The sequence below is a fragment of the Nostoc sp. genome, assembly GCF_036919575.1.
GTDB lineage: Bacteria > Cyanobacteriota > Cyanobacteriia > Cyanobacteriales > Nostocaceae > Nostoc.
Genome location: NZ_JBALBY010000031.1, coordinates 1 through 13,872 on the forward strand (window position 1 = coordinate 1; position 13,872 = coordinate 13,872).

Here is a 13,872-nt window from a genome sequence, read left to right on the forward strand (position 1 = left end):
CCCCACTCCCCACTCCCCACTCCCCACTCCCCCCTCCCCACGCCCCACTCCCCACTCCCCACTCCCCACTCCCCACTCCCCACTCCCCACTCCCCACTCCCTACTCCCCACTCCCCACTCCCCACTCCCTATGTGTTTTAGACACATCTTTTGGGAATACTACTAACAGCCACTAATATCCGCAGTTACCAACTAACTTAAGGAATATTTAACAATGTCTATTGAGCAACTCCAGCCTGCCACTCAACAACAAGCCAGTGTTTACTTACCTTACGTTCAGGGTGCTAGGCGCAATTTCTTACCCTATGCCATCAGTCTTTATCAAAAAGGCGTCTTGGAGGGACATCGGAAGATAGAAGCCAGTGAACATATCCCCTTCGTCGCCTCCTGGAATGTTGCTACTTTACCGTCAGACTTAACTCGTTGCCGAATCCAGTTTGATGGCAACGCTGACCTGAGTTACGAACTGATGATGGCTAGTTTTGAGTTTATTAATTTTTTAATTGAACTTATGGACAACTATAAACGTCATCGCGTGGCCGATTTTTCACAACCGTTTTACCGCAAGCTACTGCGTATAGACGATTGATTAAACTTAGCCGGACTTTTAACAGTTCGGCTTGTCTTTAAAACTGTTTATTCTGATGTCAACATCAGAAAAGAAGAATATTGCACTCTTATTCTTACTTGCGATCGCAGTGCGTGTTGGAGATATGCATAGAGCGCTAGAAGCGATCGCTCCTGATCTCCCAAAATCTAATAAAAGATACTTATCGAAAATTTGGGTTTAAAACCCCGTCGTTCTACGACGGCTTTTCTTGATCTTGGATGTATTTTTTGAGAACTTCAAGCGGCGCACCACATACAGAGGAGACAAAGTAACTAGGACTCCAAAGAGCATCTTTTCCATAAGGCTTTGGATATCCCGCTTGACCATATCGACGACTAGATACACCTTTAAGAGCATTAACCATTTGTGAGATTGAAAGTTTAGGCGGATATTCAATTAAACAATGTATATGGTCAGTTTCCCCATTAAATTCTTTGATTTGAAAATCCATTTTTTTGGCTACCTCTTGAAATGATTTTTCTACTATAGACAAGCTTTCTGCACTAAAAACTTTGCGACGATATTTTACAACACAGACCAAATGTATTTGCAAGTCTGAAACACTGTGCCTTTCTTTCCGAAAATGGGTAGACATTTCAAGTAGACCAATATATAATCATATAGCAGACCAATCTTAGCATAAGCGATGAAAGCAAGGTATAAATACAGATTCTACCCTACAGACCAACAAAAGCAGAGTTTAGCTCAATTGTTTGGTTGTGTTCGCGTGGTCTGGAATGATGCCTTAGCTGTCTGCAAACAGTCAGAAAAACTACCTGGATATAACAATCTGTCAGCAATGCTCACTCTGTCCAAAAAGACAGATGAACGACAATGGTTGAAAGATGTATCATCTGTACCTTTGCAGCAATGTCTCAGAAATTTAGATACCGCCTATCGAAACTTTTTTAATTCTCGTAATGGTAAGAGAAAAGGTGGGAAAATAGGTGTTCCTAGATTTAAGAAAAAGATTAATTCTCAAAGAGCGGAATTCACCAAGGCGGCTTTTTCTATAGCTGAAAACTCTGTCTACTTAGCTCATATTGGTAATTTGCAACCTATCTGGTCTAGAGAATTACATAGTCAAGCTAGTTCGGTAACAGTCATTAAAGATTGTGCTAATCGATATTTTCTGAGCTTTGTGGTGGAGATTGAACCGGTTGCAGTTGATGCTAAAAACCAAAGCATTGGCATTGATTTAGGTATTAAAACTTTTGCAGTAATGAGCAATGGTGAAAAAGTTGAAAGCCCCAACTATTCAAAACTTGACCGCAAAATTCGCAAACTTCAAAAAAAGCTAGCACGACAATCTTCATACTCAAGACGAAGGAATGTAACTCGAATTAAGATTGCTAAACTGCACAACAAAATTGCTGATACTCGTAAAGACTTCTTACACAAACTGTCTGCCAAAGTCGTTAGTGAAAATAAAACTATCGTATTGGAAGATTTGAACGTATCAGGCATGGTTAAAAACCGCAAGCTTGCAAGGGCAATTAGTTTACAAGGATGGCGTGAATTCAGAACATTTTGCTCTTCTAAGTCTGAAAAATACGGCAGAAGCTTTCAAGTAATTAGTCCTTGGGAACCTACCAGCCAAATTTGTTCTGATTGTGGATACAAATGGGGCAAGTTAAATTTGAAGGTTCGGTCGGTTTCTTGTCTGAATTGTGGCTCTAAACACGACCGAGATGAGAATGCCGCTAAAAATATAGAACAAGTCGGGATGGGGAATCGCCACGACTCTAAACGGACGCAGAGGAATTGTAAGACTACGACCGTAGCAGAATCCCTTGAAGCGCCAAGTGCTTCCCCGCTCCTTTAGGGCGGTGAGTATTTCAAAAGAGTAATTTTTGCAAAAACTCGAATTTCCCAACATTTCAAAGCAGGTATGGGGCAATGGTGCGATTAAAACCGTGGCAGTGGGTAGTCTTAGCAATCCCGATCGCTTTTATCATCATTTTCTTACTGGTAGCTGCCGGTTCGCAAATTCATGCGTGGGGCATTAGTTGGATTTGGGGTGTATTCACCCTTCTATTCGTGGGTTGGCGTTGGCTGCTAGTCAAATGGACTCAACCTGCTGTTAACCAAGTGGAAGCTGTATTAGCCCAAGTCCGCGAAGAACTGGAATCGACAGCAGAAGATACAGTAAAACTACCAGAGGGAAGTGATGTTACAAAGCTTGCAGAAACCGCCCTTCAAGAGATTCTACAAGCAGCACAAAGCGATCGCCCGATTTGGGAAGACTGGCAAACTTTTTGGACGCGATGCCAAGATTTAGTTGTGGCGATCGCTCATATTTACAATCCTCAAATTCAATATCCCCTACTGAATATTTACGTCCCCCAAGCTTACGGGCTGATTCGCGGAACAGTGGATGATATGGATCAGTGGATGCAAAAGTTATCCCCAGTCCTCAATCAGGTGACGGTTGGGCAAGCATACCAAGGATATGAGGTCTACCGGAAGTTGGAACCATCGGCTCGGAAATTCTGGAAAGCTTGGAACTGGGCACAGTGGGTTTTAAATCCGGTGGCGGCAGTGGCAAAACAAGCTAGCCAGGGTTCTAGTAACCAGGCAACTCAGCAATTGTTGGGGAATTTGAGCCAGTTATTTCGGGAAGCTGCCCTGAGAAACTTATGCCGACAAGCGATCGCTCTTTACGGACGTAGCACATTACCAATTTCAGCAACCTCACCTACACCAACTTTACCCAAAGCAAAAACCCAAACACTCCGAGAAATCCTGACTCAAGCTCAACCAGCCGAGGCGGTTGAGCAAAAACCTGTGAATATTTTGCTGGTGGGGCGCACGGGGTCAGGAAAAAGTAGCCTAATTAATACGCTATTTCAGGCGGATCTCGCGGCTGTTGATGTTTTACCCAGTACCGATCGCATTCAGAATTATCAATGGCAGACTCAAAGTGGAGAAACCCTGACGCTTTGGGATACACCTGGTTATGAACAAGTCAACCGTGCCGATCTGCGAAATCTGGTGCTTGATTATGCCATCAACGCAGACTTGCTGCTGTTAGCTACCCCTGCCCTCGATCCTGCGCTGCAAATGGATGTGGACTTTTTGCAAGACATCAAAGCAGAAGTTGCAGATTTACCAGCGTTCACGGAGTGTGCGCCTAGCGCAATCGCGATCGTCACTCAAGTAGATCGTCTGCGTCCGATCCGCGAATGGCAACCACCTTATAATTGGGAATGGGGCGATCGCGCCAAAGAAATTGCGATTCGAGAAGCCACTGAGTATCGCGCCAAACTGCTAGGAAACTTCTGTAATCTAGTTTTACCTGTGGTTACAGGTGACAGTAAAACAGGTCGAACAGCTTGGGGAGTAGAGGCTTTATCGTTGGGATTAGTAGATGCGATCGCGCCTACCAAGCAACTGCGTCTCGCCCGCTTTTTGCGTAACCTAGAAGCCCGCATCGTCGCCGCAGCCAAAATCATCGACCACTACACCTTCCAGATGACGACAACACAGGGACTGACGGCATTACTCAAAAGTCCCGTCCTCCAGTTTGTTTCTACCCTCTCAACCGGATCTCCAGCCTTAGCATATATGCTGGCGGAGCAAATTCCTGTGGAACAGTTGCCAATTGTGATTGGTAAACTCCAAATGGGATATGAGCTTTTCTCGCTCTTGAATACAGGCAACCTTAACCCGCTCAACTTTGAATTGCTATCTCTGTGGCCACTACTGCTGGAAAACTCCGCTTCACCCGATCGCAACGCCTGGGCATTTGGTCACGCCCTGGTGGAGTATTGGACGCAGAATTTAACGGTTGAAAAACTCCGGGAGCGATTTGAGTATTATTTGGCGATTTCCAAATAATTTGTCTGCCTTGAGGAATTAATGTCTTTGACACTTAAGTAGGTTGATTACCCTGAAAAGTCTGAGTCGATTACACTTTGTTCCCTTCTTCATCAAAAATTTATCAAATATATTCTTGATGTATGTATATTCTTTAATAGTCAGAATTGATACTTACTCTTACAAAAGCTTTTGTGATGAAAAACAGCAGAGCTATTGCCAGTTTAATGATTAGTAGTGTGTTGGCACTGACTATTCCGGTTTTCATAAATCCGCACAAGGCAGATGCTAGCGATTATTCAGAAGACCTATGTCGCCGAGCGGTCGTTGGCACATACCTAGCGACAGGTAGCCAAACAAATTCCACTTCTGGTCAACTATCGTCATACCGCGAAATTATAACTTTTACCGCAGATGGCAATCTCATTGCCAATGACTCTAACGCTGGTGGTGTTCCGGGTTCATCCAACCCAAATAACCAACCCTTTGGTGTTATACAAGGTAGCTGGAAATGTACTGAAAATAACAAGATTGTTGCTAAGGCATTAAATTTTAGTTTCCCATCAGGGTCATTAGCAGGCAACATTGTACTCACTGAATATCAATTGACGTTCAATCCGCGAACTGGAACAGTAAATGGAAGCGGCAAGTTTAACTTCTTTAACTTAAACAAAAGTCCACTAGATCAAAAGACTCAACCCCTTCCAATTGGACCCTTTAAATTCAGCTACCAAGGAGTGAAACTAAAGGCTGACTAATCAGTTTTGATTCTCAGGACTTACGCAGCGATGATTTGGTGATTGCGTTGGCCTCAGCCTTCCCGTAGGGTACGAAACCCAGTAAGACAGCGATGAGGGTTTGCTTCCCTAGACGACTGGCTCTCCCGTTGGGTGAAGCAAAGCAATCTCGCCAAGACTGGGATTGCAACTCTTGGAGACGCTCCGCGATCGCAACGCTTGTAAGGGACTGACAAATAAAAAAATATCCAAAAATTTCTTGTGGTGCGGGCATCTTGCCCGCTAATCACTAAGGACGGGCAAGATGCCTGAAGCGTAAATATAGCGTTACTCATCTGGCTTAAAGCAGTACGCCTGAAGCTGTGGGTACTGATTTACCACTGTAAACAAAAGGCTAAAACTATTATGGCATAATAGTTTTAGCCTTCTTTGCAGCGAAAAAGTTGGATAATGTAAGCGTAGCCCGTCCCAGACATCGCTTTTATTCCATTAAATCATCTGTCGCAACCTCGCCCGGATAAAAGCGATCGCTCAGAATTTCCTCAAAAGGATATAAGCATTGCTTGGGAAAAGTTGAGAGTGACAGATTTGTTTCTCCTGATGCTAAATCCCTACCGTTTTCATAAGATTCCTGGAGTGCTTCTTCAAGGTAAGGCTTCAGGCTAGGATTTTCGCTCAACAACTTAAGAGTTTCCCGTCGTTGTACTCTAATTGTCGCCAACCAACTACGACTCCTTTGCTTTGGTTGATATTCCCATTTGAGCAAATGTCCAATTAATATACCAAGACGATTTCTCAATTCTTGGCGTTCCTTTCTTCCCAAAGATTCGATTTCCTCAATTAAATTGGGTAAGTCAAGCTGGTTCCATTGGTGATGACGCAAAAGGTTAGCCTGTTCTTGAGTCCAACTGTAAAAGTCTGCTTCATAGAAGTTTTGCATCAGGTTTTTTGCCGAGTTTCAGATTTTTAGTGTCTACATACATAATTTAAAAGTTCATAATTTATAATTATGTTTTAGACAGAGATTTCTCTCGTTCCCAGACTCTGGCTGGGAATGCCTATCGTCAGGCTCCGCCTGCTGAATTTGCGGCAGAGCCGCAATGAGGTGCATTTCCTGCCTCTTGCTAGAAACGAGAATTTTCTCTCGTGTTTTAGCTGAAGTTGACACCCATAAGCAATGTTCCCTACAGTTAATTGTGTTTTGGAGAAAAACCTTTGAATCTAACAGCTAAAAAGTCACCACACTCCGAATTGATTCACCTTTATGCATCAAATCAAAAGCATGATTAATTTGCTCAATGGGCATTACATGGGTAATCAAATCATCAATATTTATCTTACCTTGCATATACCAATCAACAATTTTCGGTACATCTGTACGTCCTCTAGCGCCACCGAATGCTGAACCTTTCCAAACGCGTCCAGTTACTAATTGAAAAGGACGAGTACTAATTTCCTGTCCAGCACCAGCAACACCAATAACCACACTAACACCCCAACCTTTATGGCAGCATTCTAATGCTTGACGCATAACTTTGACATTACCGATACATTCAAAACTGTAATCAGCACCGCCTTTGGTTAAATCAACCAAATAGGGAACTAAATCACCCTCTACTTCCTGAGGATTAACAAAGTGCGTCATGCCAAACTTTTCTGCCAAAGCGCGTTTACTGGGATTAAGATCCACCCCGACAATCATATTCGCCCCTACCATTCGCGCCGCCTGGATGACATTTAAACCAATACCACCCAAGCCGAAAACTACGACATTTGCTCCCGGTTCCACTTTGGCAGTATTGATAACTGCACCAATACCAGTAGTCACACCACAGCCAATGTAGCAAACCTTATCAAATGGGGCATCTTCCCGAATTTTTGCCACGGCGATTTCCGGCAGCACCGTATAGTTAGCAAAAGTGGATGTACCCATATAATGATGAATCATTTGCCCATCGAGACTAAAGCGACTGGTGCCATCGGGCATGACACCGCGTCCTTGAGTTAAGCGAATGGCTTGACAAAGATTAGTTTTGAAACTCAGACAATATTCACACTGGCGGCATTCAGGAGTATAGAGGGGAATTACATGATCCCCTGGTTTGACGCTAGTAACACCAGCGCCTACCTCCACTACCACACCAGCACCTTCATGTCCCAAAATTGCCGGAAACAAACCTTCGGGATCTTCACCAGATAAGGTAAAGGCATCGGTATGACAAACCCCACTGGCTTTAATTTCAACTAACACTTCGCCAGCTTGTGGCCCCGATAGTTGAACAGTTTCAATCGTCAACGGCTTACCTGCACTGTAAGCTACTGCTGCTTTAACTTGCAACGTCAGCTCTCCTGTATAGTTTTGTTATTGGGCATTGGGCATTGGGCATTGTTCAATAATCAATAGTTCTTCTTCCTCTACCTCCCCCACTCCGCTATAACGATAAATATCACTTTGGTGAAGTACCCCTTTTTGCTTCGCTGAAAAAGGGGCTTCCAATTTCAACTACAACAATGACGGTCTTATTCGTCTTTTGGGTTTCCCGTCTCAACCGCCGTCGCCACGTTAGGAACTTCCGAAGAAGTCGAGAACTAAATCTCGTGATGGTCTTACACAGCGTCCACAGGCAGCAAAGAGCCTACCACAGGGAGTTTGATTTTTATTCGCACAACACCGCTTGGATTCACGACAATAGTCAACCAGCTAACAGTGTTCTTTCCCCGATCTACCGATTTATCGCACGTCTTGTATCTTACTACTACTTTGAAGTTAGCCTGTCTGTTCAATACGGTCGGGTGGGTTAGCAACCATTTATATAATATCTTAGATGTATCCATAACAGCGATACATTATGAAAGAAAGATCCATCAGAGTTAGGTTATCGCAAAAACGAAATGACAAGCTTAAGGCTTATGCAGTAAGTAGAGAAAAGACGGTTACACAGTTGGTCGAAGATTGGATCGACAGGCTGCCTAGTCCCAAGATTGACGACTCCTTATCCACCCCACTCCCTAATCAATCTGACGATTGATGTTGGTCGGAGGTGTAATCGTCGTCCGCTCCCTATCCCCACCTTATGAGTACATTGAAGGTGGGGACTTCCGCGACACGTTAAAATACGATTCTCTAGCTAGATTGGTTAAAGGCGGTAACACTGTTTTGGCAACGATGTAAACTGGATGTCAGCAGCAACCCCCAAATAATTTGTCCACCTCTCAATTAATACATTTTGTCACAGCTTATGAACCCTGCCCTAACTCAAATTGGCGCTCAGATGTCCAACCTGACTGGCGTAAGAGCAATCATGAAGGATATTATCGAAACATTACGAACGGGTGCAGGGCAGCAGTTTATTAATTTGAGTGCTGGGAATCCGTTGATTTTGCCAGAGGTAGAGCAATTATGGCGGGATTGTACTGCACAGCTTTTAGCTAGTCCAGAATATGGTGAGGTAGTTTGTCGCTACGGCTCAAGTCAGGGCTATGCACCATTAATTGAAGCGATCGCTAATGATTTTAACAAACGTTACGGGTTAAACTTGAGCGATGCCTTCGGCAACGGTATAACCGAACGCAATATCCTGATCACCCCCGGTAGTCAAACCCTCTACTTCTACGCTGTGAATAGCTTCGGTGGCTACACCTCTAGCGGCGAGTTAAAACAAATCGTTTTGCCCCTGAGTCCTGACTACACAGGTTATGGTGGTATCAGCTTAGTTCCAAAAGCCTTAATCGCCTACAAACCGACTCTTGATATTGATGCAGCCGCCCACCGATTTAAATATCGCCCCGACTTCAGCCAACTGTCAATTACAGAAAATACTGGTTGTGTCCTCTTCTCTCGCCCCTGTAATCCCACTGGTAACGTCCTCACAGATGATGAGGTAAAAAAAATTGCTGCCCTGGCTGCACCTTACAATGTACCCGTGTTAATTGACTCAGCTTATGCGCCTCCCTTCCCAGCATTGAACTTTACCGAAATGACACCAGTGTTTGGTGATAATATCTTACACTGCATGAGTTTATCGAAAGCGGGATTACCAGGAGAAAGGATTGGTATTGCGATTGGGGATGAAAAGTGGATTGAAGTGCTGGAGTCTTTCCAATCAAATATGAGTCTCCATTCTTCACGTTACGGCCAAGCGATCGCAGCTTTTGCAATCAATTCTGGTGCCTTGGTGGAAATTTCTCACACTGTCATCCGTCCCTTTTACCAAAATAAATTTGCCGTTTTAGAAACCAGCTTAGAACAAGCGATGCCCAAGAATTTACCTTGGTTTCTCCATCGCGGTGAAGGGGCAATTTTTGCTTGGTTGTGGTTACAGGATTTACCCATTAGTGACTGGGAATTTTACCAACGAGTCAAGCAAGTAGGTGTGATTATTGTCCCTGGAAGTAGCTTTTTCCCCGGTTTAGAGGAAGAGTGGGCGCACAAGCACCAATGTTTCCGCATCAGCCTCACAGGAAGCGATGAGGAGATTGTCACTGCTATGCAACGTTTAGCAAAAGTGGCTGAAGAAACTTATCAGCGTGCAGTTGTGAGTGCTTGAGTGGGGAGTGGGGAGTGGGGAGTGGGGGAGATGAGGGAGATGAGGGAGATGAGGAAAATAATCATGACAAATGACAAATGACAAATGACAAATCAGATGATTGGCTAGAAATTGGTAAGATTGTTTCCCCTCAAGGATTGTCTGGAGAATTACGGGTTTATCCTGTATCTGACTTTCCCGAAAGATTTGAGGTGCCGGGAAAACGTTGGTTGTTGCGTGCGAGTGACACAGAACCACAACCAATCGAATTATTGACAGGACGTTACATCAGTAATAAAAACTTGTATGTGATTAAATTAGCTGGTGTGGAAAATTGCGACCAGGCGGAGGCGTTGCGCGGTTGTAAGTTAATGGTGCCAGCAAGCGATCGCCCCCAATTAGGCGAAGATGAATATCATGTCCTCGATTTGATTGGCTTGGAAGTCTTCATGCAAGCATCTGGCGAACTCGTTGGGACGGTGGTAGATATCATCTCTGCTGGAAATGATTTGTTAGAAGTAAAGTTGAACCCATCTTTTACTCACAACAAACAACAAATGACAAATGACAAAGGACAAATGACAAATGACAAAAAGCAAAAGACTGTTTTGATTCCATTTGTACACGCGATCGCACCAGTGGTAGACTTGCCATCTGGTCGCATTGAAATTACACCCCCACCTGGGTTGTTGGAAATTAATAATTAAGTCATTAATTGATCTGCATCTAGCTAGTTTTGCTGTACTGGATACTTCAAGGACAAGCAAAGCTTGAAGATGAGAAAATTATAGTAGATACTCTATCTATTAATCTAGGAAATGTAACAATGCCAGAAAACCCAACAGCAATTATTCACAGGCAACTGCTGGAAATATTGTCCCAATTGTCTTTGTCTTGTCAAGAAGAAGTATTAGATTTTGCTATCTCTCTCCATAAAAAAAAACTAATTCAGCATTGGGATGCTATTTCTGATGTCGAGGCCGCTGCATTGAAAACTGAGTTTGCTGATGAAGATTTAGCTTTTGCAGAATCCGTTTTAACTGATTATCTCTCCCAACTTCAGCAAGAGGACGCAGTTTGATGCGAGGAGATGTTTATTAATGCTAAAAGCAGCATTAGAGTATACTTTAGCTAAAATGTTGCAAAAAAAATGTAGGTTGGGTGGAGGCTTTGCGTAACCCAACATCCTGATATATGTTGGGTTGCGCTCCGCTCCACCCAACCTACGTCTACGTCTAATGCACTAGAACTAAATAACTATGATGAAGAAAATGCAGATTAATAGTATTACACCTATTTTCAGGTAAATAGACCACGCGGTAGGGGCAATTCATGAATTGCCCCTACGACAGATGTGGTTCAAATACATGAAAACTGCTGTAATCACTAGCGTAGGCATAGCCTGTCGTTGCGTTAGCGTTAGCTTGCCGTAGGCATCGCTCTCCATCCTGTACCAAGAACAAAGGAATTTAATCACAAAAGCTGGAAAATTCTTCATAGGTTAGATGGCCATCATCTGAAAAACAAGTACAATTGCGTACTGATGAATCCATCAAAATCCTTTTGGAATGGAGTGTCGATAATGACATTAGCAACGACTCCACAAATAAAGCCTTTAACAGATGAAGAATTACGTAAGATCAACGGCTACTGGCGTGCTGCTAACTACCTTTCGGTTGGGCAAATATATCTACTCGACAATCCGCTACTAAGAGAACCGCTAAAGCTGCAACACGTCAAACCCAGGCTCTTGGGTCACTGGGGAACTACACCAGGGCTGAACTTTATCTACGCTCACCTAAATCGTGTGATCAAAAAATATGACCTGAACACGATTTATATTGCTGGCCCTGGTCATGGAGGCCCTGGACTGGTAGCCAACACCTATCTAGAAGGTACTTACACCGAATATTATCAAAACATCTCCCAAGATGCTGAGGGAATCCAGAAACTCTTCAAACAATTCTCTTTCCCCGGTGGTATTCCCAGCCATGTTGCACCGGAAACTCCTGGTTCTATCCATGAAGGCGGTGAACTTGGTTACGCCCTCGTCCACGCTTACGGTGCTGCCTTTGATAACCCTGACTTGATCGTTGCTGCTGTTGTGGGTGACGGCGAAGCTGAAACAGGTGCTTTAGCAACTAGCTGGCATTCCAACAAATTTCTAAACCCCGTGGATGATGGTGCTGTACTTCCAATCCTGCACTTGAATGGGTATAAAATTGCCAATCCAACAGTACTGGCACGAATTAGCCATGAGGAATTAGAAAGTTTATTGGTGGGCTACGGCTACAAGCCATACTTTGTCGAAGGTGACGATCCCGCAGATGTACATCAGCAGATGGCGGCGACTCTAGATACAGCGATCGCCGAAATTCAAAGTATCCAGAGAGAAGCCCGCGTACATGGTTTCACCGAACGTCCCCAGTGGCCGATGATTGTCTTCAGAACCCCCAAAGGTTGGACAGGTCCCAAGGAAGTGGATGGCAAAAAAACTGAAGGTTCTTGGCGATCGCACCAAGTTCCCTTGAGCAACATAACCAAACAGCCAGAACATCTAAAAATCCTAGAAGATTGGATGAAGAGTTATAAACCAGAAGAACTCTTCGACGCTAACGGTACACTGATTCCCGAACTAGCAGAACTGGCTCCCAAGGGTCATCGACGCATGGGTGACAATCCCCACGCTAACGGCGGTATCCTGCTGCGCGACCTGAAGATACCCGACTTTCAAGACTATGCGGTAAATGTCTCTCAACCAGGTAAAGCGATCGCTGAAGCTACCCAAGTTGCCGGAGGATTCCTGCGGGATATCATGCAACTTAACCAGGAAAGCCGCAACTTCCGCATCGTCGGCCCCGACGAAACAGTATCGAATCGCTTAGGCGCTGTATTAGAAGTCACAGACAAGACTTGGGTAGCCCAGATCCTCCCGGAAGATGACCACCTTTCCCAGAATGGTCGGGTGATGGAAATTCTCAGCGAAACTTGTTGCCAAGGATGGTTAGAAGGCTACCTCCTCACAGGACGCCACGGGTTTTTCTCTTGCTATGAGGCATTCATCCACATCATTGACTCGATGTTCAATCAGCACGCCAAATGGCTGAAAACAACCCTAGATATTCCCTGGCGTAGACCAATAGCTTCTCTCAATTATCTACTCACCTCCCACGTTTGGCGGCAAGACCACAACGGCTTTTCCCACCAAGACCCCGGTTTTATTGACCATGTAATCAACAAAAAAGCAGAAATCGTTCGCGTATATTTACCCCCCGATGCCAACACTTTGCTATCGGTAACTGACCACTGCCTGAGAAGCCGCAACTATGTCAACGTTATTATTGCTGGGAAGCAACCAGGATTGCAATATCTTGACATGGATGCTGCTATCAAGCACTGCACCAAAGGCATCGGCATTTGGGAATGGGCAAGCAACAACCAAAGCGGCGAACCAGATGTAGTGATGGCTTGTGCTGGGGATATTCCCACCTTAGAAACTTTGGCGGCTGCGGACATTCTGCGCCAGCACTTCCCAGAGTTAAAGGTGCGGGTAGTGAACGTAGTCGATTTAATGACACTACAACCAAAAACCGAACATCCCCACGGTTTGAGCGAAAAAGACTTTGACACAATTTTTACCACAGACAAACCTGTTATCTTTGCCTTTCATGGCTATCCCTGGCTGATTCATCGCCTAACCTATCGCCACACCAACCATAATAATTTGCATGTGCGTGGCTACAAGGAAGAGGGAACCACCACCACCCCCTTTGATATGGTTGTTCTTAACGATCTCGATCGCTTCCATTTGGTAATTGATGTAATTGATCGCGTGCCAAAACTAGGATATAGGGCAGCTTATGTCAAACAGCAATTGGAAGATAAGCTGATCGAACACAAACATTACATTGATAAGTATGGCGACGATATGCCGGAAATTCGTGATTGGAAGTGGCCCTATTAAGAGAGAATAAGGGCAAAGAGGCAGAGAGGAAACTTTTCTCTCTGCTTCTCCTTTTTTTAGAACTTACGCAGAAGAGTGAACGTGTATTTATTATTATGGGCGCTAAACTGTCATTAGTCATTTGTCATTAGTCATTTGTCATTAGTCTTAAGTTATTCTCTCCCCATGCCCAATGCCCCATGCCCCATGCCCAATACTCAATGACAATAACTAATC

15 protein-coding genes are annotated in these 13,872 nt (G+C 44.3%); 11 read left to right on the top strand and 4 right to left on the bottom strand.

The annotated features are described in order from the left end of the window. Positions 1-214 precede the first annotated feature (214 nt). Both ebsA and V7K27_RS10125 read left to right on the top strand, forming a co-directional pair. On the top strand, positions 215-589 hold the full coding sequence (ebsA, locus tag V7K27_RS10120; RefSeq protein WP_334946697.1) for a type IV pilus biogenesis protein EbsA: 375 nt from the start codon (positions 215-217) through the stop codon (positions 587-589). 55 nt (positions 590-644) lie between these two features. Further along, entirely contained in the window at positions 645-791 is a 147-nt protein-coding gene (locus V7K27_RS10125) for a hypothetical protein (protein ID WP_334946699.1), read from the top strand. Between the two features lie 12 nt (positions 792-803). On the opposite strand, the gene tnpA is transcribed toward V7K27_RS10125, so the two are convergent. Beyond that, entirely contained in the window at positions 804-1,205 is a 402-nt protein-coding gene (gene tnpA, locus V7K27_RS10130; RefSeq protein WP_334946701.1) for an IS200/IS605 family transposase, read from the bottom strand. A 51-nt stretch (positions 1,206-1,256) separates the two neighbouring features. Here tnpA and V7K27_RS10135 point away from each other — a divergent pair, with 51 nt between their 5' ends. The 3 genes from V7K27_RS10135 to V7K27_RS10145 all read left to right on the top strand — a co-directional run bounded on the left by V7K27_RS10135 (position 1,257) and on the right by V7K27_RS10145 (position 5,187). Next, a complete protein-coding gene (locus V7K27_RS10135; protein WP_334946703.1) occupies positions 1,257-2,435 on the top strand; it encodes an RNA-guided endonuclease InsQ/TnpB family protein in 1,179 nt (392 codons plus the stop codon). 74 nt (positions 2,436-2,509) lie between these two features. Beyond that, entirely contained in the window at positions 2,510-4,450 is a 1,941-nt protein-coding gene (locus V7K27_RS10140) for a GTPase family protein (protein WP_334946705.1), read from the top strand. A gap of 176 nt (positions 4,451-4,626) precedes the next feature. Beyond that, entirely contained in the window at positions 4,627-5,187 is a 561-nt protein-coding gene (locus V7K27_RS10145) for a hypothetical protein (protein ID WP_334946707.1), read from the top strand. A gap of 13 nt (positions 5,188-5,200) precedes the next feature. On the opposite strand, the gene V7K27_RS10150 is transcribed toward V7K27_RS10145, so the two are convergent. The 3 genes from V7K27_RS10150 to V7K27_RS10160 all read right to left on the bottom strand — a co-directional run bounded on the left by V7K27_RS10150 (position 5,201) and on the right by V7K27_RS10160 (position 7,504). Further along, complete coding sequence (locus V7K27_RS10150) at positions 5,201-5,440, bottom strand: hypothetical protein (protein ID WP_334946709.1); 240 nt, start codon at positions 5,438-5,440, stop codon at positions 5,201-5,203. Positions 5,441-5,647: 207 nt separating this feature from the next. Next, complete coding sequence (locus tag V7K27_RS10155; RefSeq protein ID WP_334946711.1) at positions 5,648-6,106, bottom strand: DUF29 domain-containing protein; 459 nt, start codon at positions 6,104-6,106, stop codon at positions 5,648-5,650. A gap of 288 nt (positions 6,107-6,394) precedes the next feature. Beyond that, positions 6,395-7,504, bottom strand: a complete 1,110-nt coding sequence (locus V7K27_RS10160) for an S-(hydroxymethyl)glutathione dehydrogenase/class III alcohol dehydrogenase (protein WP_334946713.1) — start codon at positions 7,502-7,504, stop codon at positions 6,395-6,397. A 173-nt stretch (positions 7,505-7,677) separates the two neighbouring features. Here V7K27_RS10160 and V7K27_RS10165 point away from each other — a divergent pair, with 173 nt between their 5' ends. The 6 genes from V7K27_RS10165 (at position 7,678) to V7K27_RS10190 (ending at position 13,656) form a co-directional block, all read left to right on the top strand. Continuing rightward, entirely contained in the window at positions 7,678-7,968 is a 291-nt protein-coding gene (locus V7K27_RS10165; protein ID WP_334946715.1) for a hypothetical protein, read from the top strand. 223 nt (positions 7,969-8,191) lie between these two features. Beyond that, complete coding sequence (locus tag V7K27_RS10170) at positions 8,192-8,338, top strand: hypothetical protein (RefSeq protein WP_334946717.1); 147 nt, start codon at positions 8,192-8,194, stop codon at positions 8,336-8,338. Positions 8,339-8,405: 67 nt separating this feature from the next. Next, positions 8,406-9,713, top strand: coding sequence for a valine--pyruvate transaminase (locus V7K27_RS10175; RefSeq protein WP_334946719.1), 1,308 nt, complete (start codon positions 8,406-8,408; stop codon positions 9,711-9,713). A gap of 77 nt (positions 9,714-9,790) precedes the next feature. Then, positions 9,791-10,399, top strand: coding sequence for a ribosome maturation factor RimM (rimM, locus tag V7K27_RS10180; protein ID WP_334946721.1), 609 nt, complete (start codon positions 9,791-9,793; stop codon positions 10,397-10,399). 29 nt (positions 10,400-10,428) lie between these two features. Further along, on the top strand, positions 10,429-10,773 hold the full coding sequence (locus tag V7K27_RS10185) for a hypothetical protein (protein ID WP_334946723.1): 345 nt from the start codon (positions 10,429-10,431) through the stop codon (positions 10,771-10,773). A 501-nt stretch (positions 10,774-11,274) separates the two neighbouring features. Then, entirely contained in the window at positions 11,275-13,656 is a 2,382-nt protein-coding gene (locus tag V7K27_RS10190; protein ID WP_334946725.1) for a phosphoketolase family protein, read from the top strand. Positions 13,657-13,872: the final 216 nt, after the last annotated feature.